Below are 22919 nucleotides of genomic sequence, written 5' to 3'. Positions count from 1 at the left end.
CAGACAACATTGATGTTGAATGACAGATCGCCTTCGTCGGAACGCCGCCCGGAGCAGGCTCGCTCCCACAGGGATTTATGTATGCCTGGGTGATTAGCTACCCGTCCGGATCTTGTTCCACACCCGCGTGCGGATCCGGTCAATGTTCAACGGCATCGCCTCCAGCGCAAACAGTTTGCCCATCATCTCCGGGCTCGGGTAAACCTTGGTGTCGTTCTTGATCGCCGGGTCGATCAGGCTGTCCGCCTGCTCGTTACCATTGGCGTAATGCACGTAGTTGCTGATGCCAGCCATCACATCCGGGCGCAGCAGGTAGTTCATGAAGGCGTAACCGGCCTTCTCGTCCGGCGCATCGGCCGGCATGGCGACCATGTCGAACCAGATGGCTGCGCCTTCCTTGGGAATGTTGTAGCCGATGTCGACACCATTCTTGGCTTCCTTGGCGCGGTTCTCGGCCTGCAGGATGTCGCCAGAGAAACCGACCGCCACGCAGATATCGCCGTTGGCCAGGTCGCTGGTGTATTTCGAGGAGTGGAAGTAGCTGACGTATGGCCGGACTTTCATCAGTAGCGCTTCGGCTTTTTTATAGTCCTCGGGATTTTTGCTGTGGTGTGGCAGGCCCAGGTAGTTGAGCGCCGCCGGCAGTAATTCCGGGCCGTTGTCGAGGATCGCCACACCGCACTTCTGCAGTTTTTCCATGTACTCGGGCTTGAAGATCAGGTCCCAGGAATCCACGGGCGCATCGTCACCCAGCACCGCTTTAACCTTGGCGATGTTGTAGCCGATGCCAGTGCTGCCCCACAGATAAGGGAAGCCGTGTTCGTTGTTCGGGTCGTTGGTCTGCAGCGCTTTGAGCAGCACCGGATTGAGGTTTTTCCAGTTCGGCAACTGGCTCTTGTCGAGCTTCTTCAGCGCCCCGCCCTGAATCTGCCGGGCCATGAAGTGGTTGGACGGAAACACCACGTCGTAACCGGATTTGCCGGTCATCAACTTGCCGTCGAGGGTTTCGTTGCTGTCGTAGACGTCATAGGTGACCCCCACGCCCGTCTCTTTTTCGAAGTTCTTGGTGGTGTCCGGCGCGATGTAGTCGGACCAGTTGTAAACCTTGACCGTTTCCGCTGCCTGAGCAAGGGAAACGGCGAGCATCAGCGGTGCCAGAGCGAGGGTCTTGCGGATCATGGATCGATTCCTGTGTGGGTTTTCTTTTTTGTTGGCAGGCAATCAAAGGATCAAACAATCAGAAAATCAGCACGTAGCTCTTGYGCACGGTTTCCTGGATATCCCAGATACCGAGCGTGTTGGCCGGCAACATCAGTGCGTCGCCACCTTGTATGTGCAGGGTTTCGCCGCCACCGTCGGGGGTGAACGTGCAGCGCCCGGAAATGAAATGGCAGAACTCCTGCGCGGTGATCTGCCGACGCCAGCGCCCGGGCGTGCATTCCCAGACGCCGGTTTCGACGCCGTCATCGCGCTCGACGCTGGTGGTCGAAGCAATCGCCACCGGCTCGCCGAGGGGCACGGCCACCGGGTTGGACTCATCCAGTTGCAGGGTTGCGGTGTTTTTAAACTGGGTAATGCTCATGGTCTGACCTGTCTTTTGGGCTTTCTTGAAGTAAATCGACGTTCAATGCATGAAGCCTTCCATGAAACCCGCCACCTGGCTGGCGAGTTTGCGCCGCCATGGCGCGGTCGCCGGGTTGGCCAGGGTCTGGTCTTCGTGGACGAAACTTTTGATGATCGCGTTGTAGCCCAACCAGCGGCATGGCTCCGGCTCCCACGCGCGCAGCGCATGAATGCCGCCGTCCGGCAGCACCCACGGCTGGCGAACCAGTTCGGTGTCGCGCTCAAGAATCAAGTCCGCCAGGGTGCGGCCGCCGAGATTGCTCGCGCCGACGCCCTCCCCGCCATATCCGCCGGACAACGCGATGCCGTTGGCACGATCGCAAAGCATGTGCGGTTTGAAGTGCCGGGACATCCCGAGGTTGCCGCCCCAGGCGTGGGTGATCTGCACGTTTTTCAGTTGCGGGAACAGTTCGCCGAACAGATAACGGCGCAACTCGACTTCATCACGAGTCAGATCAAAGTTATGGCGCAGCTTGCCAGCGAACTGGTAACCGCCACGGGCGCCGAAGATCAGCCGATTGTCGGCGCTGCGCTGGCCATAAGTGACCTGACGACTGAATTCGCTGAACGCCTGACCACGGCTGAGGCCGATTTCATCCCAGGTCGCGGCAGACAACGGCTCGGTGGCGACAATCAGGCTCTGCACCGGCAATTGATAGCGGCCCAGTGGTGGCAAGGTCACTGAATACCCTTCGACGGCCGGCACGATCCAGCGGCTGCGCACACTGGCCTTGGCGGTGCGCAAGCTGCCAGACTGCCAGTGAGTGACCGGACTGTTTTCGTAGATCTTCACGCCCATGTTCTGCACGGTGCGCGCCAGGCCGCGCACCAGTTTCGCCGGGTGGATGGTCGCCACGTGCGGCGCGTAAATCCCGCCATAAGGCTTGGCGACGCGGATCTGCTGCGCCAGTTGCTCGGGGCTGAGCCAACGATAATCGTCATCGGTCAGGCCTTGGGCGTGCAGTTTGCCCAAGTACTCGCGCAGAGAGGCTTCTTGTTCCGGATAACGCGCGGCGCAGTACAGCACGCCGCCCTTGCGGTAATCGCAGTTGATACCTTCGCGTTCGAGGACGATCTCGACTTCATCGGGAATGCTGTGTAGGAGATCGAACGACGCGCGGCGCTGCTCTGGCGACAACCCGGCCAGCAGACGATCCTCGCCAAGCAGGTTGCCCATCAACCAGCCGCCATTGCGACCGGAAGCGCCGAAACCGGCGGTCTGTGCTTCGACAATCGCGATGTCGAGCCCCGGCGCAAGCTTCTTCAGGTAGTACGCGGTCCACAGCCCGGTGTAACCGGCGCCGATGATCGCCACGTCGACGTCCAGATCTCGCTCAAGCTCGGGCCGCGCGGTCAGCGGCTCATCGAGTTGGTCCATCCACAAACTGATAGTGCGCCACGCCGGCATGCAAGACTCCGCCACTGAAAACCTTCGATGGCGTCGATCCTAGTGGCTGTGCTCAGTGGATGTCTTGCGCGCGTGCCCGCAAAGAAATTTGTTTGGCGTAAGCCTTCGGCGACTGGCCGGTGTGCTGGCGGAAACAGCTGTAGAACGCCGATAACGAATTGAAACCCGCAGCGAAAGCCAGTTCATCGATGCGCACCGGCGGCGTGGCGTTATCGAGCGAGCGCAGCAGATGTTGCAGGCGCGCCTGATTGACGTAGCGATAGAAGCTTTGCCCAAGCACCTGGTTGAGCAGATAGGAAATCTGATTGCGGCTGTACCCGCACTCCTTCGCCACCCGCTGCAAATCGAGTTCGGGATCAAGATACGGCTGTTGCTTTTCGAAATACTGCTGCAGGTCTTCGGCCATAAAACTCAACTGACGCGGCGACAAGCCCAGGCGACTGACTGCCGGGCGCTGACTTGACGAGGCCTTGCCCGCCGTTTGCGTGCGCACCAGCGAAGCGTATTCGTTGACGCGCCAGATCAGCCCGTCCCTGACCGTGAGCGCCTCGCTGGAGCGAAACGACACCAGGCCGTCGCCGCCGCGCAAGGTCACTTCGTATTGAATGAAAGCGGTGTTGCCGTCGACGCGAATACGGTCGCAATGCTCAAGCAGTTCGTCGGATTCTCGCGGCATGCTGACGCGCACGTACTCGCGTAACTCGTTGAGGCCGAGCACGCGGTTCTGGAAGAAATCGTTGTACTGAATGTCCGGATGATACAGCGCCATGACGCTGTCGAGGTCGCGGTGTTTCCAGCTCAGGTGATAGCGCATGACCGTTGCAGCCGTGGCTTGGGTCTGTTCAGGGCCGTCGTCGTCGGCGTGCATAAAAGGCTCGGCGCAAAAAAACCGAGCTTGCCCAAGTTCGCCACAGGCTTCAATGACTAATCCGTAATGGCGTTTTGGCGATGATTGCGTAGGCCGTGACTTACATCAAAAAATGCGAAGCAATCGCAAAATGAACTGAAAAATCTCACAGGAATTTCACATGCGGATGCTACTTTTAATGTCAGTCACCGGTTGAGCCAATGAAGGCTCTTCCCACCTAACATGAGCAAACGGAAGCGCTCGATGAAGAAGGCGGGCAACATATGAATAAAGGGTCAAGCAAAGTCACGTTTCCCAACGCATGCCAGTTGATGCGCTGGCATTTCCATCCGATGGGTTTCGAGGCAACGATGGACGCACCGGGCAGTATGATCGCCCGACTGTTCGATCGTGCCAGCGGCGAAACCATGATCGCTATCGCCGGGATCCCGTGCGCGACGGTGATGAATGCAGCGGATGTCGAGCGAATCATCGAGGCTGTGGAGGACGAACTGGAAGCGTTCGTTCCTCCGGAGTCTCTCAGGAGTTACGCGTAAGCTTATGATTTAAAACTAAAAGCCCGCAGCGATGCGGGCTTTTTTTGTGCTCACGCGGTTTGCTTGGCGGTGCGGTGATCAATGAAGAACGGCTTGCCCTTGGCCACCCGGTCGGACGCCCGGGGCATGTTCACCGCTTGCGCTTCCTGCGGTTCGACATACCAGTAGCAATGGCTGACCGCCCGCGTGATGCCGACATACGCCAGGCGCAGGATTTCGTCTTTTTGCGCCGTGTCGTAGGGCTCGCTGTCGCCCGACTTGCCCAGGCCCGCCATGCGATAGACCTGATTCTTGTAGGGCGAACTGGTCAGATGCTGGCAATCGCCGAGCAGAAACACCGCGTCAGCCTGCAAGCCTTTGGCGCTGTGGTAGGTCAGTTGCTTCAGGCGTCGCGCTTCGTACGGCAAGCTCGAATCAACATTAACTACAGACTGAATATGCTCTTCAATCAATAACTTATCGCTGCTTTTTCGATAAAGCATCAAGATCGAATGACCTTGACGATAATGTTCGGCAAGGCGCTGGCCCAAGGCCTGATCGTCGCGTTCCAGCACGTTGACCGGTTGCAACGGCTTGGGTGCGCCGCTGGCCTTGGCTTTTTTGCCCGGAATCGCCGGCGCCGCGCGAACGATATGTTCAGCGGCATCAATGATGTGCTGGTGACTGCGGTAGTTATCACTGAGCATTACCCGCGTAGTGCTCGGCGACGGGAACTCCTTGTCGAACGCCATGAAATAACTCGGCGAACTGCCGCGCCAACCGTAAATCGACTGCCAGTCATCACCGACGCACAGCAACGACGAACGCTGCGCGCCCCGCCCGACGTGCATGGCCGGGCCACGACTGCGGATTTCCGTCAGACTTGCGCGAGTCCACGAGACGATCTGTGGTGAAACGTCCTGAAATTCGTCGATCATCAAGTGCGACAACGGCCTGAGTAACTCGTCGCTCAACAGCTTGAGGTTCTCCGGTGAATGTTCGCTGAACAGCGCGAACATGCGGTTGTAGGTCATGATCGGCGGTTTCTGATCGAGCAAATGATCTTCAAAGGCGCGCCAGAACAGACTCAAGGCCTCAAAGAAGAAACGATCCGGGTCGTCCTTGGCAAAACTCATGCGACCGACGGCGTCAGGCACATCCAGGCCAAGGTTCTCGATGAAGCCTGCCGCCGCCACAAAACAGTCGAGCAATGGCGCGGAAGCCAGCTCACCCTTGACCTTGTAATCGAAGCCCGGCCCGGCACTGGCATCGCCTGCCAATGCAGCCAGAACACGTTTTGATGATTCATAACTATCAAGCCAGATCAAAGGCTTACGACAGAAAGCTTGAAACAGGGTGCGCTTGACTGCCCACTCTGCGCGCACGCTGAGCTTGGCGTTTGGCCGACTGACCTGCGGGTTTTCCCGCGGATCGAAACCGAGCACCACCCACGCATCCAGGCTCGGAATATAACCATGACAATTAAATTTCGCGCCGTTGATATCGAAACTCTGCCGATTCGGCTCAATGCCCTTGATCGGCCAGGCACCCGCACGGAACCACAGATCTTCGATGGCGTCGCACAGCTCTTCGTCGCGCCGCGATGCCAGCTCCGTTACCGCGACGCGCTTCTGCACATCCGGGTGATCACGCTCCAGCTCCTTGAGCTGCAAACCGGCGCGGGACAGTGGCTGAATCAAATGTCGAAAACGCTCGTCCTCGTTGAACAAGCGGTGATAGCAGGCGTTGAGTTGCTGACGTTGCGCATCGTTGATGCGCAGGTCGAACGGATTACTGTCGACCTCCTCCTCAGCACCCTGAACTCGATGACTGAGGTTTTCAAAGGCCTGCAAGCGCTCGAAACCCGGCAAGCTGCGCACCATCGGCAGGATGCGCGAGTGGAAGGTGCGCACCAGTTCGCGTGCCTGGCGCAGGTTCAGCGCGTGCCCCCAGAGCGCGAACAGCTCGATCAGTTTGTTGATGAAATCCTTGCGCGACTCGCGGGTGAAGGTCACTACGGTCATCGAATCCAGCTCAAAACCCAGATAGTGGTTGAGCAACAGAATACGCAGAACCAGCGTGGTGGACTTACCCGCGCCCGCGCCGGCAACCACCGAGGTTGACGGGGTTTCGCTGAAAATCATCTTCCATTGCGCGGTACTTGGCTGAGCATGCTCAGGCAACAAACGGGCAACATCGGCCTTCATGCGTTTTTTCAACTCGGCCGTCAACGGCAGGCGCCAATCATCGAACAGATGATTGTCGACGCTGGGCGGGCGATGCTCGGTGTTGCGGCTGTCACGGATCAGCAGCACCTGCCGGCCCTCTTCCAGCCCCTCAAGCTTGCCTTGCTTAAAGCCATATTCGACGCCAGCGGTGTGGCCACTGCGGAAACCATCGGCCTGACCGTGCAACCACGACGCACGGTGCTGCGCGCGCAGTCGGGTCAAACCGTGGCCGAAGAAGCGTGCAGCCAGGCGTTTGAACCATGGCATCTCGGCCAAGGGGCGAAGTTCGGGAGGAAGATCGGGGGTGTGTTGCGCCACGCTGACGGGCTCCAGTGTGTGAGGCTGTTGCGGCTATGGTGTCTGTATTTGCCGCTCAGTTCTAGCGAAATGCTTTCAGGTCATTGGTTTAGGCGATGAACTGAAGGTGGGATGAGATGCTTCACAGCTAATTTCCTATCGAGTACTTCGATTATAACGCCGCACTTTTTACGCTTTTTATCGATTATTGACTGATAGATGATGGCCGTCATAAACCACCGGTCTCGCGTCGGGTGCGCCCTTCACACCTCGCGTCGAACCTTTTGAGGAGACGATCATGCTTGAACTCAGACCCTTCAGCTCGCTGGGCGGCGCCCATCACGGCTGGCTGGATGCCCATCACCACTTTTCGTTCGCCGAGTACTACGACCCGCAGCGCATGAGCTGGGGCAACCTGCGGGTGTGGAACGATGACGTGATCGCAGCCGGCACTGGCTTTCCCCAGCATCCGCATCGCGACATGGAAATCATCACGTATGTCCGTGAAGGTGCGATCACTCACCAGGACAACCTGGGCAACAAGGGCCGCACCGAAGCTGGCGACGTGCAGGTGATGAGCGCGGGTACCGGCATTGCTCACAGCGAATACAACCTGGAAGCCAAGGACACCAAGATCTTCCAGATCTGGATCCTGCCAACGGAAACCGGCGCACCGCCCTCCTGGGGGGCCAAACCGTTCCCGAAAGGCCAGCGCGAAGGTTTTGTCACCTTGGCCAGCGGCAAGGACGGCGACGACCAGAGCCTGCGGATTCGCGCTGATGCGCGATTGGTCGCAGCCAACCTCAAGGCGGGCGAAACTGCCGAATATCATCTGGATGAAGGCCGTCGCGCCTATCTGGTGCCGGCCACTGGCCTGATTGAAGTCAACGGCCTGCGCGCACAAGCTCGAGACGGCGTGGCGGTAGCGCAGGAGCGAGTGCTGAGCGTTACGGCCCTTGAGGACAGCGAAATCGTCTTGGTGGATCTGGCCTGATGGCTTGAATGGCAGACAAAAAAAGGGGCAACCATCACGGTTGCCCCTTTTTTCATGCGCTCGCCAACATCATCAGCCGGCGATTGCGCCATCCACCAGCGCCTGCGCTTCGACGACCAGTTGCTTGAGGTGGTCGTCACCGATGAAGCTTTCGGCGTAGATCTTGTAGATGTCTTCAGTGCCCGACGGACGCGCGGCGAACCAGCCGTTTTCCGTCATCACTTTCAGACCGCCAATCGCCTGATCGTTGCCCGGTGCATGGCTGAGAATGCTCTGGATCTTCTCGCCAGCCAGTTCGGTCGAAGTGACCTGTGCAGGCGACAACTTGCTCAGCAACGCTTTCTGCTCCGGATTGGCCTTGGCGTCGACACGTACCGAGAACGGCTCGCCCAGCTCATCGGTCAATGCCTTGTAGGCCTGGCTCGGATCGCGACCGGTGCGTGCGGTCATTTCAGCGGCGAGCAACGCAGGGATCAGACCGTCCTTGTCGGTGCTCCACACGCCACCGTCCTTGCGCAGGAACGATGCGCCCGCGCTCTCTTCGCCACCGAAGCCGAGTGAGCCATCGAACAGGCCGTCGGCGAACCATTTGAAACCGACCGGAACTTCGTACAGACGACGCCCCAAGCGCTTGGCCACGCGATCGATCAGACCGCTGCTGACCACGGTTTTACCCACGCCGGCATCCGCACGCCACTGCGGGCGGTTCTGGAACAGGTAATCGATCGATACGGCCAGATAGTTGTTCGGCGCAAGCAGTCCACCGGACGGCGTGACGATACCGTGGCGGTCGTGATCCGGGTCGCAAGCGAAGGCCACGTCGAAACGTTCTTTGAGACCGATCAGGCCTTGCATCGCGTGGCTGGACGACGGGTCCATGCGAATCTGGCCATCCCAGTCGACGGTCATGAAACGGAACGTCGCGTCGACTTCCTTGTTCACCACTTGCAGATCGAGGCGGTAATGCTCGGCAATCGCCGACCAGTAGCGCACCCCTGCTCCACCCAGCGGATCAACGCCCAGACGCAGCTTGGCGTCACGGATGGCGTCGAAGTCGATCACGTTGATCAGGTCGGCGACGTAGGTGTTCAGGTAATCGTGGCGATGCGTGGTGCTGGCCTTGAGCGCTTGTTCGTAGCTGATGCGCTTCACACCAGCCAGCTTGTTGGCCAGCAATTCATTGGCTTTGGCTTCGATCCACTTGGTAATGTGGGTATCGGCCGGCCCGCCGTTGGTTGGGTTGTACTTGTACCCACCGCTTTGTGGCGGGTTGTGCGACGGCGTGATGACGATGCCGTCAGCCAGACCCGAAGTACGGCCACGGTTGTAGCACAGAATGGCGTGGGAAATGGCGGGTGTCGGCGTGTACTCATCACCTTCGGCAATCATCACGGTCACACCGTTGGCGGCCAGGACTTCCAGCGCGCTGGCGCCGGCCGGAGTCGACAGTGCGTGGGTGTCGATGCCGACAAACAGCGGCCCGGTGATCCCTTGGGCTTCGCGGTACAGACAGATCGCCTGGCTGATGGCCAGAACGTGCCACTCGTTGAAACTCAAGTCGAACGAGCTGCCCCGGTGCCCGGACGTACCGAACGCCACACGCTGAGTGGAAATCGAGGCGTCGGGCTGTCCAGTGTAGTAAGCCGTCACCAGTCGCGGGATATCGACCAACAATTCTGCCGGTGCCGGTTTGCCCGCAAAAGGACTGAGTGTCATGCAAAACCTCTGAAATAGAGTGGTTCAGGAATAGAGCGCAGTTTACTGGCAGTTTGACCGCAGTGCGATGGGATCTATCCGGGACTCTCCCGATGTTTTTTAACGTTAGTCAGCAGGTGCAAGGCGCAAGGCGTCACCGATTAGCCCGACCACACTGGCCAGGTCATGGTCACCATGGCTCAGCGGGCTCAACCGCAGATGATGCGCATGCAGGCTTTGCAGGCTGAATAGCTCGCCAGGTGCAATAACGATCTGCTGCCTGAGCAATCGCTGGAAGACCTGCGCCATGTTCACTGGTCGCAGAGAATGTACCCACACGGTCGCGCCACCCTCGGGCTCGACAACCTGCATCGCATCGCCAAGACGTTCGCGCAACAATTCGATCAATTGCGTACGACGCTCCTTGAGCATTCGCCGCAATACCAATAAATGCTGATCCAGTCGGCCTCCCCCCAACAACCTGGCAATGGCTTTCTGGCGAATCGGCGACAACCGAAACGCGCGCAACAGGAAATGCCGCTGCAACTCACTGCGCCAATGACGCGACAGCACATAACCGAAAGGCGCCTCGGCCCCGACGAACTTTTCGAACGTGGAAAACACCACTAAACGATCGGGGTCCAGCCAGTCGCGCATCCGTTGCGCGTCATTGCCTTCATGGAGTTCGCTGTAACAATCGTTTTCCAGCACCCAGGTACCATGACGGCCAAGCAAATGCGCGACTGCCTGCTGATTGCTCAGCGGTAGAAGACTGCCCCGGGGCATGCTCAACACTGACGACAAAAGCATCAAACGCACCGTCTCGCTCTTGAGCACCGACTCCAGCCGCTGAAGATCAATCATGCCACCGGGGAGCAACGGCAACTCGATGACCCGTACTTCGGCGGCCTCCAGCAGACGCAGGATCACCCAGTCACAGGGCGATTCGACGACCACGGTCGCCCGACGCAACTCAAGCACGGAAATCAGAATTTCCAATACACCGCGCAGGTCGGCGCCGATATAGACGTCATCCGCACGCCAGTAATTGGCCGTGGATGAGGTGTAGCGGGCGGCCAGCACCGTGCGCAACTCCAGCTCTCCACAAGGTTGCACCAACGCATGTGGCTGACGCGGGTACTGACGCAGCAATTCCCGCTCCAACATCAATAACGGGCTGTCCAGTGGCTGTAGCGAGGCTGGCTCATCGGCGCTCAGCACGCACATGCCCGGGCGCCTGGCATTGACGTAAACGGTTTCCAGCAAATCACTGCCGCTATCCGGCGAATCCATCATGTGCAGCGCTTGCGCGTAGTACCCGGACTTGGCAATTGAATAGACGCGGCCTTCCTTTTCCAGCAGCGAGTAGGCGTACTGGACGGTCGAGATCGACACATTGAGCCGGTCAGACAATTGCCGGAGTGAGGGCAGGCGCACCGCCCCACCGTTCCCCGCCTCATTTATCAGCAGCGTCAGGTATCGATAAACCGCCTGATAAACGAAGTCATTCTCCCTCGACCCCTTCACAACCCCGTATCCGTGGGCATGGGTTCATCTCCAGGCAAGCGGCTCACGATCAACCTTCCGCCGATCGATCAGCGGTCGGCTCGGCCGCCGCCTCAACCGCACCGACACTCTGCGCGGCCGATTCTCCCGGCGCAGACATACGAACCGGCCCCATTGCATACAAACGCACAATCAACCTGACCGGCAGCCCACTGACATCCGTCATCCATTTCATCACCTGTTCCGGCGCATGCAGGCCCTGCATCGCCCGGTGCAGATCCGGCAATGCCACCAACATGCCGGGGTGACAATTACGCAAGAATCGCTCAAGTCCGGCCCCCGCGTTAATGAACGGTGAAAACAACAGGCACGTCAGCTGGATTTCATTCAGTTCAAAACTGGCCAGCAGAGAGCTTTCCGCCTGGGCGCGCAGATTCCCGGGCTCCTGCAAATTGTCGAAGCTGGCCAGCAACTGTTCGCATACCGGTTCAGGGACCTGTTTTTGCCGCATCGTTATCAGGCTGCGTTTGAGGTAATCACCGACGCCGTCCTCATAGTTCCGCTCCTCGATGAGTTGCGCCTGCAAACCTCGTAAATGTGCAGCCACCTTAGGCTCTACGTGTTCGTCATCACCTTGATAAAGCGTCAGATCGTCAACCTGAAACCCTAGAAAATCACTCAACAAAGGCCAGCGCTCTTCGAGCTTGCCGACAATCATGTCGTTGATACTGATAAAACTGGTACGCCGACAGGCCTCGAATTGACCCTCCGGACGCCACGCCACCCGCTCCTCTTCGGGATAAAACTCACGGTAATAATCACCGCCCAGCCCGTCGAGCAGCGTAAACAGCATTTCAAAGCCGCAAGAACTCCCCGGCGGCGCGGCAATCTCAGCCTTCTGCGCGGCACGCCCCAGCCCTTCGAGGAAATGGCTCTGTCGACGCGGGGACTCACTGCCGACCATGGCATCGACGCCATTGTTCCAGCGGGCCACCTGACCATAGAACTCGGCAGTTGCCAGATAGGCGTCATCCCATAGCTCAAGCGGTTCGTTCCAGGTTCGACGATGCCCGATCAGCAGCAGGTTGATACGGTTGGCCTCGCGACCGGCTTCGCTTATGGGTAGCTGGTGATCAAACGGCAATACCTCGCGGTGGTCGACCATCACCAGCTCTACCCGGGGATCGTCATACAGGAACAGTGCGCTGTAGCTGCGATGCATGTTTTGCAGGGACACCTGGCTGCTGCCGTTCCAGCGCAGGTTGGCCACCCGCAACTGAAAGGTCGCGGGTGAACGGCCAGCGATGGTCAACTGCGCCGCCCGCAATAACGCCAGCGTGTAACAACTGTCGCGCGACCCTGACTGGTTCACCAGCACCTTGAAATGACCGATGTTCTCCATGCCGCCGGCGGCCACTGCCAGTCGCTGGATCAGCAGTTGCAGCGCCGTGCGCTCTGCGCGCGAGAAGAAACTCAGCAAACGTTGCAATACTTGCTGGTAGACATAGTTCATTGCCTGATCATGGATCGTGCTCATCGGTATTTACCCGGTATAAAAAGTTTCATGCCGCGCAGACTGACACATCAGCCCAGCGACAATTGATCAATAAGTAATAGACGCTCAGATGCTAACACTTACAAGTTTGAAGTTATTTGAAACACTTGAACTGACAAAGCGCCTTCCGCCGCTCAAAAACGGTCTCAAACCTCTGTAATTGCTGGGATATTTTTTTCGGAGCGCAGTCCTAGGAAATTTCCCACAGGGTCCCACGCCAAGTGAGCACAAGAAAAAGAGAAGCAGTTTCCGAATAGCCCTACAACAATTAAACAAAAGTTGCCGCGATCAACGGTTTTCGACGCGTTATATCGAACAGGACAAATTGAATGCACAGACATGGCTCATTCCTTGAGATGAAAGTAATCATTCAATTATCAGGGCTTATATTGTGATTAGAAGATACAGATAGAGAGCAAAAACCAGTTCAGTTGCTGAACGGACCCGGGCATAGCGCCAGGGAGCTCGGTTTTCAGGGGAGGATAAACGCACAAGAGTCCGTGGGGCCACGGACTCTGATTAAAGGGGCTTACGCCGGTTCGACCTGCAGAGCGACCCGTTCGCGGCATGGGCATTCGTCCATGTAACGATGCGCTTCGACGAACTCGTTGAACGGAAATACACGCGTCTTGAGCGGCAGCAGCACGCGGTCAGCGGTCAACTGGTTGATGTCACGCAAGGCACGTTGCAAGGCGACGTGATCCTGAGTGATGCCCAATTCCGGCTTGCCGGTGAAGTTGCCGATGCAGTGCACAAAGAACTGGATGTTCTTCTGGAACGCTGCGCAGGCTGGGAACGGCGTCTGGTTGCCGCCTTGCAAACCGTACAACACCAGGCTGCCACGTGGCGCCAGCACATCGCCCAACAGCGACATCTGCGGGCCGCCGAGACCGTCGAACACCACGTCGACACCACGGTTGTCGGTGATCTTGTTGATTCGCATCAACAGATCTTCCTCTTCGGTGACGATGACCTTCTCAGCGCCCAGCGACAGCAAGTACTCGCGCTCCTCGGCTTCCTTGGTCGCGGCAATCACCCGTACGCCCATCGCCTTGCCCAACTGGACAAACGAAGGACCGGCGCAATGGCTGGCGTCAGTGACCAGCGCGAACTGCCCCGGCTTGACCCGCGCCAGATCGGCGTAGGCAAAGTAGGCGATCAGCAGCGGCGTGTAGTGCACGCTGGCCTCGATCGGGCTGAGTACATCCGGATAACGGGTCAGCGCAGTACGCGGCAGCACGATCGATTCGCCGTAGACCGGGTAGTCGTTCGCACTCTCAGCCGGAAAGCTGGCGACCTTGTCACCCACTGCCAGATCATCGACACCATCGCCGACAGCGGTGATCACACCGGCCATCTCGTGACCAAGACCCGCAGGCAGTCGCGCCTGAGACGAGGCCAGATTCTGACGCCAAAGGGTGTCATACCAGCTGATGCCGATCGCCTCGACACGCACCTGCACTTCGCCAGGACCTGGCTGAGCGGCCGCATGCTCTTCGCATTTGAGCACCTCGGCCGGACCAAACTTGTGAAAACGGATCGTGCGGGACATCGCAAACCTCGTCAAAGTAACCTCTAATGCCCTGAACTCTATCTGGGCTTTTGACCCAAGACTATCAGTGGCTATTAATAGTCGACATGCCTGTCATTGATTCCGCACCAGGGGCGGCATTGGCAAAATCCATGAAAAAACTGCTGCCAACGTCTCACTCAAGCTGAATTTTCCGGTGCAGAGTACCAGCCTTTCCCCGTAAGATTCATGCCGGCCATTGTTCTCATATGGCCGCTCTCGTCAAGCTTGATGACTCTGCCAGGACTCCAGATGAATCGTAATGACCTGCGTCGTGTCGACCTGAACCTGTTGATCGTATTCGAAACATTGATGCAYGAACGCAGTGTGACCCGGGCGGCAGAAAAGCTCTTTCTCGGTCAGCCAGCAATCAGTGCGGCCCTTTCGCGCCTGCGCAGCCTGTTCGATGACCCGCTATTTGTACGCACCGGGCGCAGCATGGAACCGTCCGCCCGCGCGGTGGAAATCTTCGCCCTGCTCTCGCCGGCCCTCGATTCGATTTCGACCGCCGTCAGCCGTGCGGCCGAATTCGACCCGGCGACCAGCACCTCGGTATTTCGCATTGGCCTGTCCGACGACGTCGAATTCGCCCTGCTGCCAATGCTGCTCAAACGCCTGCGCGCGGAAGCACCGGGAATCGTGCTGGTGATCCGTCGCGTCAATTACATATTGATGCCGGGCCTGTTGGCCTCCGGCGAGATATCCATTGGCGTCAGCTACACCACAGACCTGCCGGCCAACGCCAAGCGCAAGGTCCTGCGCCGCAGCGCGCCAAAATTGCTGCGCGCCGATACCGTGCCGGGGCCGTTGAGCCTGGACGACTATTGCGCGCGTCCGCATGCGCTGGTGTCGTTTGCTGGCGATCTCAGTGGCTTTATTGATGAAGAGCTGGAGAAACTGGGGCGCAAGCGGCATGTGGTGCTAGCGGTGCCGCAGTTCAATGGTTTGAGTACGTTGCTGGCGGGCACCGACATCGTGGCGACCGTACCGGATTACACGGCGGATGCGCTGACGGCGGCTGGTGGGGTTCGGGCGGAAGATCCGCCGTTGCCGACGCGCACGTTTGAACTGCATATGGCGTGGCGTGGATCGCAGGATAATGATCCGGGTGAGCGGTGGTTGCGGTCGCGGATTCAGATGTTTTTTGGCGATCCTGAGAGTCTCTAGGGGGTCGCCTAACAGGCTGTTCAGGTGATCATTTTTGCCTTTCCACATACCATGGTGCTCTATTCACTTCCAGTGGATTGCTACATTGGGGGCATATTTGAGGGCATGCTTTGGATGGTTTGAAAAGGATGCCCCCAGCCTGATGCCAAGCAGGCTATTGATGAGGATGGGTGGACTGAGGGAGATATGAACCCTCGGCTCTACCCCGTATCAATGGCCGAGCCGTAGTGAGCGCACCACCCACCACGCTGGACAAATGCGTGCAAATGTAAAAAATTATGATGGCATAATGCCTCGGCAACCGGCAAAATCCACACGTTCCCAACGGATTTGAAGGACCGGTTCCGATGACATGGCCAGTCACGCTGAAACTCGACAGCGCAGCCTACCCGCTCAGCGTGGTGCAACGCGCCGCTTATTCCCTGGCCGACACTGTCACGATCCAGGTCGGCATTGAAGCCAATCAGATAAGCCTCACGGCCCACCCCGCTGAAGCAAGGCTAACGCTTTCCCCGGAGCAGGCTCACTCGCTGATCCTTCAGCATCTGAACGACTTCGCCCTACGCGACCATATCAACCGCGAAACAGCAGGGTTGCGCGAAGTCCTGGCCCGAGCCGCGCTCGCTGGATGTGGAATTTCCCAGTGACACTGATTGCGACAGACGCCAAGCACTACCGCTTGCTGCCTTTTCGATTCATGCGCATGAACACGGGACATGACCGTGACATCCTGCTCACCTCCGATACCGGTGAGTACATGCACGTGAACGACGCGCAATTACGAGCCCTCAGTTACTTCGACGTTCAAGCAGGTACGCCTTTTTACAAGGACCTGCTGGCCCGCCACTTCATCTACGAACCAGGTCGCCACGACCCGTTCCCGGAAATGGCCGCGCAGTATCGCAGCCGCAAGGACTTCCTCTTCCAGGGCCCTGCACTGCACTTGTTCGTGGTTACATTGCGCTGCAACCACACCTGCCAGTACTGCCAAGTGTCGCGGGCCCCTCTGGGAGGATCCGGCCACGACCTGTCGGAAGCGGATGCACAGGCGGCGGTCGATCGCCTGTTCGAATCGAACGCTCCCGCCCTGACTGTGGAGTTTCAGGGTGGCGAGCCGCTTCTGGCCTTCGAGCGCGTCCGCCAGATTGTCGAATGGGTCGTTGAACGGAACGTGGTCGAACAACGGGATATCCAGTTCGTCATCACCACCACGCTGCACCACCTGACGGAGGAAATGCTCGACTTCGCAGAACAAAATCACATCCAGTTTTCGACCTCGCTCGATGGGCCGGCGCCCTTGCACAATGCCAACCGCCCTACCCCGTCACGAGACTCCTACGAACGCACTGTAAAAGGCATCCAGTGGGTCCGTGAGCGCCTTGGCCATGATGCAATTTCCGCGCTGACCACGCTGACTTCAAGAAGCCTCGAACAACCTGAAGCGATCATCGATGAGTATGTAAGCCAGGGATTCTCCAGCATCTCACTTCGGCCTCTGAGCCCTTATGGGTTTGCCACCAAGAGTGCCCATCGACTTGATTACCCTATTGAGCGATACCTGGCCTTCTACAAGAAGGCACTGGCCTATTTGCTGCATATCAACCAACAGGGCGTATACCTCTCAGAGAGTTATGCGAGCTTGTTGCTGAAGAATATCCTGACACCCTTCTCCTCCGGCTATGTAGACCTGCGCTCCCCCGCTGGCGCAGGCACTGCGGCGCTGGTCTACAACTATGACGGTTACGTCTATCCCTCGGACGAAGCCCGAATGTTGCTGGAGATGGGTGAAGACGGCTTGAGGCTCGGCACCGTGCAGCAACCCTTGTCTGAATTACTCGCATCGCCCGTTATGAATGTGTTGCTCGCCAGTGGTGTAGCAGAGGCGCTGCCGGGCTGCTCCGATTGCGCACTTGTCCCGTACTGTGGTGCTGACCCCGTCGAACACTATGCCCGCCAAGCTGACCCGATCGGACACCGAGTGTTCAGCAGCTTCTGCAAGAAGAACATGGGGCTGCTGAAGCATCTTTTCGGCCTGCTTTGCGATGGCGACGACAACGTGCAGAGGGTACTGCTGTCTTGGTTGAACAGGCGCTCTTACAACGATGTCCGGTTCCCGGGTTACAGGGGCTGATGGCGATGCTGCGCAAAGATACCCACTTCGAAATCCATCACCTGAATGAGCCGAAACTGCTCAAGGTCATCACTCTGGATGAGTTCATCGAACAAGGCCTGGCTGTTTGTGCCGGAAGCGCTGAGTTCGGTGACCTGCTGCTTTGGCTACCAAACGAAGAACGGCTACGGAGCCCGCATCTGCTCTCATTACCAGTGGGTGGATTCCTGATCCCGGAGCCATTGATCGGCGACTTCGACAGCGCGCGGCCACACCTGCACACCCCTAAAGATGCGGATGTCGTGCAGCCCGGCGATGTCATTGCCATCACACCAGGCAACGCGATGGTGCGAGTGCTCTATCGACGAGGCTCAGACAGCAACCTGCTGTTCATGACTGATCGTTGCAACAGCCTCTGTCTGATGTGCTCGCAGCCGCCCAAAGATATCGATGACCGTTGGCACATCGAGGAGAACCTACGGCTGATCGACCTGATGGACCCGGGCGAGGAAAATCTGGGAATCAGCGGCGGAGAACCAACGCTTTATCGCGACGGCCTGCTCGAAATCCTGGCCAAGTGCAAAGCCGTTTTGCCGCAGAAATCCATTCATGTGCTCAGCAACGGGCGTCTGTTCCAAGACCCGAGCTGGATCGCAGCGCTCTCTGCCATCGGCCACCCTCAGTTGAGCTGGGGCATCCCGCTGTATGCCGACAATGCCGAAGACCATGACCATGTGGTGCAGGCTCCAGGCGCGTTCAGCGAAACCCTGCAAGGTCTTTACAACCTGGCGCGCGCCAACCAGATCATCGAAATACGCGTGGTGCTCAATCGCCTGACCACGCCACGCTTGCCCGAACTCGCCCACTACGTGTTCAGGAACCTGCCCTTCGTGCGGCATGTTGCGCTGATGGGTATCGAAAGTACCGGCCTGGCCAGGAAGAACTACGAAGAACTGTGGGTTGACCCGCTGGACTATCAAGAGTCGTTGAGCCAGGCCGTGTATTTCCTGTTCAACCGCGGAGTGCCGGTTTCGATCTACAACTTGCCCCTGTGCCTGATCCCGGCCCACCTCTCGCGTTTCGCCCGCCAGAGCATCTCGGACTGGAAGAACCTGTTCATCGATACCTGCCAGCAATGCGCTGCCGTCAAACATTGCTCTGGCTTCTTCAGATCCCACACCGACCGCTGGCAGAGCCGCGGCGTACAACTACTATCGACCGAGGCCTTTAGCGCCTATGCAAGGAGTGCACAGTGAAATTGCTCGACCGCTGGAAAGTCCTGATCAGTGGGATCAGCTTGCTGCCAATGGCAGGTACCACCCTGGCACAGGCGGGCCATCTGTCGCTCGCCGATGCGAACTGGCAACCCAACGACAAGCTACAGCCCCCGGTATTTGCCGATACGCTCAATGCGTCAGACACCGTCAACATCTATGCGGCACATCGCTCGCACAGTTCGCACCGATCCCACAGTTCGCACAGTTCTCACTACAGCGGCTCGGGTGGCTATAGCGCACCTCGCTACTACAGCCCACCCGCTACCAGTACCCGAAGCTACAGCGCGCCGGGTGCTTCGAGCAGTACGTCAAGCAGCAACAGCCTTTATCAGTCGTCTGGCACTACCAGCGGGACAAGTTCGAGCACTTCAAAGAGCCGCGCGACCAATGAGCAGAAAAGCAACCTGGTCACCCGTGTGCAGACCGCGCTGATGGTGCGCCAGTATTACCAAGGCACCATTGACGGGGTGATGGGCAAGGCGACACGTGGTGCGTTGATGGCCTTTCAGATGGACAGTGGGCTGACCGTGAATGGCCGGATGGATACGCCATCGCTGAATGCGTTGGGTATCAAGATTCCATAAGTCGCTTCAGGCTAAAGCTAGCGTCCGTTCAGCAACGAAGGAATTATCCCATGCAGCACATCATTCAAGTCGACAACACTCTCTGGGCATTGATCAGCCGCCTGCAAGGCAAGGAACTGCAAACACCGTCGCGTAGCGCCCGTTTCCGTATCACGACCGTTGATGCAAATCGCGTTGTGATTGAGGCCGGATCGGAAGACTCGCAGTTGGCGCTGACTCGAACAGCTTTTCAGCAAACGTTGGACTACCTCGCCGGTAACAATCATTTCGGCCAAGCGCAAGCTGTGGAAATCAGCTCCAACCATACGTACGAAAAAGCCGGCCCACTTTGCCAGGCGGCTCGTTACAGAGCAGAAGGCAAGCCGGGCCGTACCAACATCACCTACATTCTGCCGATTCTGGAGCAGTGCCAGGCAGTCGGCATCCGGTCAACCACCCCAAACAGCACTTGGCTGCTGCCCTGAACCGCTCCTGATATCTTTACAAGGACGCCAACATGTACGCCAAAATGGACACCTTCCGCCCCAGCAGTGCCGCGTCGTTCGATCAACCCTGCAAGGTTACGATCGACATCGAGTTTATCACCGTCTCCTATGACGACGCGGGGCAGACCTGGCAATACCGAGGCCAGGCAAAAGGCCCGGGGCATTACGAACTGCAAGCAGAAGGCTTCGACGGCAGAGCAACGCTGCACCGCTTCGAAGGCTCGAATGTGCTGGAAGGCAGTTGGGTCGAAGACGGCGTACGCGGGATGTGGCGAATTGTCTGCCAGCCGATTGATTCGCCATTCGTGCCCACATAAATAAGCTGAACTCGTGGTGGTTTGATGGGCCGCCACGGGGTCATCCACCTCAACTGGCAGAACAAGACGTACATCAAGGCGGCCAAGCATTTCTATCCGCATGGATTTTAGAAGCACTGAAAAGAAGTTCAAGGATGAAAATGATAGCTCTGAAAGCAAAACTGCTCGCCAAATTCCAGCAATATTCCGTATCCCAACGGTTCTATCTCGCCTCGGTAGTTACGTACCTCATCACGATTGCAGCTTCCCTATACACGGGCATATCCGCGCTTACCATCGGGACGACGGTCGCGGCTGCATTGATAATCTGCGGATTCATTGCCTGGTGCATCCCTTTCGCCCGCTGGCTCCATACAGCATGGGATAAGCCATTCGCCAAAACGCCCATCATCATTATGCATCTGCTTGCACTGCTGATGTCCACAGCATGCGCGCGTTTCGCGGTTGCCGAGACGTTAGGGCTGCCCCCTCAAAGTTTTGATCTGACAGTCGGCTTTCTCGCGTTGCTGTTCTACATTCCATCGTGGCTGCTTGTGGTGGCAATACTCCTTGGTCTGACAGCAGTGCTGATCATGGTCATCGCGATGATCAGCCTGCCATTCGAAGCAGCCTGGCAACATATGACCCGCTTGGCCGCGCTCCTCGGCTTTCAAGCTAAATTCAAGCAATCGCGCAGTATGATCATGTTCCATGGTGCAGGGGCACTGATCATTAGCGTGCTATTTGCCATGAGCTACGGCTACCTTACCGACAACTTCAGTCCGGCCTTCAAGGCCGTGACCAAAGTCATTGCACTACGAAGTGATTTCCACAAGACCCCTAACTATCCCGGCGTGCGGACTGGAGAATATGTGCATCCGTTGGAGAATGGCTTTATCGCTTACGCCCGCGAACAAGAAGACAAAAGTGTCATCATTGGCGTTCGTCTACAGCCTGCCGAGAATTACGATGTCGTCGTGTCGACTATTCCGCCTCTCAAGGTTGCAATAACAACCATGGCAGAACACGTCAAGCAATCCCCTGCGCTGATTTGGCTGCTCAGCAGCGCTGCTTCAGAGACTAAGTCTGACTCGATGCTGCGTTAGGCCTGGTTGCCGAGCCAGCAGGACGGCAGCTTGAGACATCAGTGGATGAGTCAAGGCGCATCAGTGGCTCTCCACCGATCCATTTCTTACAGGGGCATAGAAGAGCTTAAGCGGCGGAATCTGCATCTTCCAGCCCTGAACCTCCAAAACCCAAAAAACCGCCGATACAGATAAACGGCTTCAAAAAGACAGTGGAGGAAAGGCTTTGATCTGGTATGGACTACCAATAGGACAAATTAAGACATTGCGGCGAATGATGATGCATCCGCTCGACTTTGACCCAATAAGTTACATTGAGAAAACCCTTCATGAACCTGACTCTCATCCTTCGAAGGAAACGCTGACTCTGGCTAGTGAGTTCAACAGGCTTAGAGAAAAGTTACTGCCTTCACTGGGCCAGATTCATTCCGATCTAGCGAATAGTGGACCATTAACCCTTGAAAACACCACAGCAAAGCCTAGGCCACTAGAATACAAACTCTTAAAGACCAGCCTTTCAGAGCCACTCAAACAAGCGCTAACCATTAAAGCCTGCGATGGTATCAACATGCAACTAGACAGGATTTCTGACTCTTTTAAAATAAATGAATATCACGGCACAAAGCCGAATGAAGGCCTGTATGACATTATTAGGTTTTACTTTCTTAGCGAGGTGCTTTTTCTTCTGCTATCAAAAACCGCATCCGCGACAAAGCAGGGTAACTTAATCGAAGTCAGACCATCCTCCCATGAAGTCACGAAGCAATTGCATCGAAAGTGGTTTGCTAATCAATGGGAGCAAAATAGCTGCGCAGCCAACATAGCTTATCTTGACATGATTCCTTTAGGCTTCGATAAGAACTCCATGTTCCCTTTGGTTATAAAGGCGCTGGGCGAAAAACTTACAGATAAAATATTTTTTGTTCCCGAAGGGGAACTACCATATAAAATTCAAAGCCTTCCAAGCATACAATGGGCTAGAAAGCTGTGTAAGCTTGCAGTTCTTTGCTCATGGTGTCAGATCAAGAACGAATTGAATTACGCACCCAATCAGCTCATCAGCAAGATTGGTATAACAACAGACGAAATTCAAAAAATCGAAGAATTCTCGGAAAAACAGCCAAGACCTGACCGGGTGTTYGATGTCACCAGTAAAGGAGTATCCATTACTAACCCCAGCATTACAATACAGCTTCGGCATACAATCAATTATCTCGCCAACAAGATTTCTGACGAGAAATTAAACCATGAAATTGGGATGTTTTTCGAAAAAAGGTGTGTGTTTGACTATTTCACCCGTGAAGACATTAAGAAAAATTACTGCGCATTTGAAGGCTTTGTACCTCATGAAATCGGGGACCAAAATCTTAACCCTGACGTAGACCTGATAATCAAAGACATAAAGCGAAACCAATATTATTTTACTCAGGTTAAATATCTGCGAACAGGCGGCAGAGCCTATATCCTTGGCGATACTGACCATCTCGTTACCGACAAAATAAATAAAGGCCTTCGACAACTGACTGACGCTCGACTTGCACTAAAGGAAGGAAAACTCGACGAGATACTTAAAAGAAAAGGAATATACGACTGCACCAACGAGAACTCACACCTCCTTCTAATTCATAATATTTTTAACTTCGACTTCACTATATG

20 protein-coding genes are annotated in these 22919 nt (G+C 56.8%); 11 read left to right on the top strand and 9 right to left on the bottom strand.

From position 1 onward, the window contains the following. Positions 1-93: 93 nt before the first annotated feature. The 4 genes from AC1DVF_RS26150 to AC1DVF_RS26135 are packed head-to-tail and all read right to left on the bottom strand — an operon-like array spanning position 94 to position 3899. The gene (locus AC1DVF_RS26150) at positions 94-1179 is read right to left on the bottom strand and encodes a polyamine ABC transporter substrate-binding protein (RefSeq protein WP_077572997.1); all 1086 of its coding nucleotides are present in this window, start codon (positions 1177-1179) and stop codon (positions 94-96) included. A 58-nt stretch (positions 1180-1237) separates the two neighbouring features. Beyond that, the gene (locus AC1DVF_RS26145; RefSeq protein WP_477783395.1) at positions 1238-1582 is read right to left on the bottom strand and encodes a cupin domain-containing protein; all 345 of its coding nucleotides are present in this window, start codon (positions 1580-1582) and stop codon (positions 1238-1240) included. A gap of 42 nt (positions 1583-1624) precedes the next feature. After that, complete coding sequence (locus AC1DVF_RS26140; RefSeq protein ID WP_460128892.1) at positions 1625-3031, bottom strand: NAD(P)/FAD-dependent oxidoreductase; 1407 nt, start codon at positions 3029-3031, stop codon at positions 1625-1627. A gap of 52 nt (positions 3032-3083) precedes the next feature. Continuing rightward, complete coding sequence (locus AC1DVF_RS26135; protein WP_093431311.1) at positions 3084-3899, bottom strand: helix-turn-helix domain-containing protein; 816 nt, start codon at positions 3897-3899, stop codon at positions 3084-3086. Between the two features lie 263 nt (positions 3900-4162). On the opposite strand from AC1DVF_RS26135, the gene AC1DVF_RS26130 reads away from it, so the two are divergent. Then, positions 4163-4435, top strand: coding sequence for a DUF1652 domain-containing protein (locus tag AC1DVF_RS26130; protein ID WP_038367758.1), 273 nt, complete (start codon positions 4163-4165; stop codon positions 4433-4435). Between the two features lie 50 nt (positions 4436-4485). Here the strand turns inward: AC1DVF_RS26130 and AC1DVF_RS26125 are convergent, their stop codons facing one another. After that, positions 4486-6960 carry a UvrD-helicase domain-containing protein gene (locus tag AC1DVF_RS26125; protein ID WP_477783394.1) on the bottom strand — a complete coding sequence of 825 codons (2475 nt, stop codon included), beginning with the start codon at positions 6958-6960 and terminating at the stop codon, positions 4486-4488. Positions 6961-7237: 277 nt separating this feature from the next. Between AC1DVF_RS26125 and AC1DVF_RS26120 the strand changes: the two genes are divergently transcribed. Continuing rightward, positions 7238-7933: a pirin family protein gene (locus tag AC1DVF_RS26120; RefSeq protein WP_093431306.1), complete on the top strand. Its 696-nt coding sequence runs from the start codon at positions 7238-7240 to the stop codon at positions 7931-7933. A gap of 72 nt (positions 7934-8005) precedes the next feature. On the opposite strand, the gene pgm is transcribed toward AC1DVF_RS26120, so the two are convergent. The 4 genes from pgm to AC1DVF_RS26100 form a co-directional block, all read right to left on the bottom strand. Then, the gene (gene pgm / locus AC1DVF_RS26115; RefSeq protein ID WP_320336713.1) at positions 8006-9649 is read right to left on the bottom strand and encodes a phosphoglucomutase (alpha-D-glucose-1,6-bisphosphate-dependent); all 1644 of its coding nucleotides are present in this window, start codon (positions 9647-9649) and stop codon (positions 8006-8008) included. Between the two features lie 105 nt (positions 9650-9754). After that, entirely contained in the window at positions 9755-11155 is a 1401-nt protein-coding gene (locus tag AC1DVF_RS26110; protein WP_477783393.1) for an aminotransferase-like domain-containing protein, read from the bottom strand. A 49-nt stretch (positions 11156-11204) separates the two neighbouring features. Next, positions 11205-12671 (bottom strand): hypothetical protein, encoded by a 1467-nt coding sequence (locus AC1DVF_RS26105; RefSeq protein WP_460128899.1) that lies wholly within the window; start codon positions 12669-12671, stop codon positions 11205-11207. A 547-nt stretch (positions 12672-13218) separates the two neighbouring features. Then, positions 13219-14241: a zinc-dependent alcohol dehydrogenase family protein gene (locus AC1DVF_RS26100; RefSeq protein ID WP_016983050.1), complete on the bottom strand. Its 1023-nt coding sequence runs from the start codon at positions 14239-14241 to the stop codon at positions 13219-13221. A gap of 270 nt (positions 14242-14511) precedes the next feature. Between AC1DVF_RS26100 and AC1DVF_RS26095 the strand changes: the two genes are divergently transcribed. The 9 genes from AC1DVF_RS26095 to AC1DVF_RS26055 all read left to right on the top strand — a co-directional run. Then, on the top strand, positions 14512-15426 hold the full coding sequence (locus AC1DVF_RS26095; protein ID WP_311995651.1) for a LysR family transcriptional regulator: 915 nt from the start codon (positions 14512-14514) through the stop codon (positions 15424-15426). Between the two features lie 347 nt (positions 15427-15773). Further along, positions 15774-16073: a His-Xaa-Ser system protein HxsD gene (hxsD, locus tag AC1DVF_RS26090; protein WP_477783392.1), complete on the top strand. Its 300-nt coding sequence runs from the start codon at positions 15774-15776 to the stop codon at positions 16071-16073. Beyond that, positions 16070-17557 carry a His-Xaa-Ser system radical SAM maturase HxsB gene (gene hxsB, locus AC1DVF_RS26085; RefSeq protein ID WP_477783391.1) on the top strand — a complete coding sequence of 496 codons (1488 nt, stop codon included), beginning with the start codon at positions 16070-16072 and terminating at the stop codon, positions 17555-17557. The genes hxsD and hxsB overlap by 4 nt, the downstream gene beginning before the upstream one ends. Next, positions 17557-18792: a His-Xaa-Ser system radical SAM maturase HxsC gene (hxsC, locus tag AC1DVF_RS26080; RefSeq protein WP_477783390.1), complete on the top strand. Its 1236-nt coding sequence runs from the start codon at positions 17557-17559 to the stop codon at positions 18790-18792. Before hxsB ends, hxsC begins: the two co-directional genes overlap by 1 nt. Then, on the top strand, positions 18789-19397 hold the full coding sequence (gene hxsA, locus AC1DVF_RS26075; protein WP_477783389.1) for a His-Xaa-Ser repeat protein HxsA: 609 nt from the start codon (positions 18789-18791) through the stop codon (positions 19395-19397). Before hxsC ends, hxsA begins: the two co-directional genes overlap by 4 nt. Positions 19398-19447: 50 nt before the next feature. Next, positions 19448-19861: a hypothetical protein gene (locus AC1DVF_RS26070; protein ID WP_477783388.1), complete on the top strand. Its 414-nt coding sequence runs from the start codon at positions 19448-19450 to the stop codon at positions 19859-19861. 32 nt (positions 19862-19893) lie between these two features. Then, positions 19894-20199, top strand: coding sequence for a hypothetical protein (locus AC1DVF_RS26065; protein WP_477783387.1), 306 nt, complete (start codon positions 19894-19896; stop codon positions 20197-20199). Between the two features lie 134 nt (positions 20200-20333). Continuing rightward, complete coding sequence (locus tag AC1DVF_RS26060) at positions 20334-21284, top strand: hypothetical protein (RefSeq protein ID WP_477783386.1); 951 nt, start codon at positions 20334-20336, stop codon at positions 21282-21284. Between the two features lie 259 nt (positions 21285-21543). Further along, the coding region (locus AC1DVF_RS26055; protein WP_477783385.1) for a hypothetical protein at positions 21544-22919 on the top strand (1376 nt) is incomplete at its 3' end.

Source organism: Pseudomonas sp. P4_D7, from assembly GCF_056401755.1.
This window is presented reverse-complemented; position numbering and strand designations above follow the sequence as displayed.

Excerpts from the sequence above, each read along its gene's own strand:
- AC1DVF_RS26105 (WP_460128899.1), bottom strand. The coding sequence starts at position 12,671 with ATGAGCACGATCCATGATCAGGCAATGAACTATGTCTACCAGCAAGTA.
- hxsC (WP_477783390.1), top strand. The coding sequence starts at position 17,557 with ATGGCGATGCTGCGCAAAGATACCCACTTCGAAATCCATCACCTGAAT.
- hxsD (WP_477783392.1), top strand. The coding sequence starts at position 15,774 with ATGACATGGCCAGTCACGCTGAAACTCGACAGCGCAGCCTACCCGCTC.
- AC1DVF_RS26060 (WP_477783386.1), top strand. The coding sequence starts at position 20,334 with ATGAAAATGATAGCTCTGAAAGCAAAACTGCTCGCCAAATTCCAGCAA.
- AC1DVF_RS26120 (WP_093431306.1), top strand. The coding sequence starts at position 7,238 with ATGCTTGAACTCAGACCCTTCAGCTCGCTGGGCGGCGCCCATCACGGC.
- AC1DVF_RS26065 (WP_477783387.1), top strand. The coding sequence starts at position 19,894 with ATGTACGCCAAAATGGACACCTTCCGCCCCAGCAGTGCCGCGTCGTTC.
- AC1DVF_RS26140 (WP_460128892.1), bottom strand. The coding sequence starts at position 3,031 with ATGCCGGCGTGGCGCACTATCAGTTTGTGGATGGACCAACTCGATGAG.
- AC1DVF_RS26070 (WP_477783388.1), top strand. The coding sequence starts at position 19,448 with ATGCAGCACATCATTCAAGTCGACAACACTCTCTGGGCATTGATCAGC.
- AC1DVF_RS26135 (WP_093431311.1), bottom strand. The coding sequence starts at position 3,899 with ATGCACGCCGACGACGACGGCCCTGAACAGACCCAAGCCACGGCTGCA.
- pgm (WP_320336713.1), bottom strand. The coding sequence starts at position 9,649 with ATGACACTCAGTCCTTTTGCGGGCAAACCGGCACCGGCAGAATTGTTG.
- AC1DVF_RS26100 (WP_016983050.1), bottom strand. The coding sequence starts at position 14,241 with ATGTCCCGCACGATCCGTTTTCACAAGTTTGGTCCGGCCGAGGTGCTC.
- AC1DVF_RS26130 (WP_038367758.1), top strand. The coding sequence starts at position 4,163 with ATGAATAAAGGGTCAAGCAAAGTCACGTTTCCCAACGCATGCCAGTTG.
- AC1DVF_RS26150 (WP_077572997.1), bottom strand. The coding sequence starts at position 1,179 with ATGATCCGCAAGACCCTCGCTCTGGCACCGCTGATGCTCGCCGTTTCC.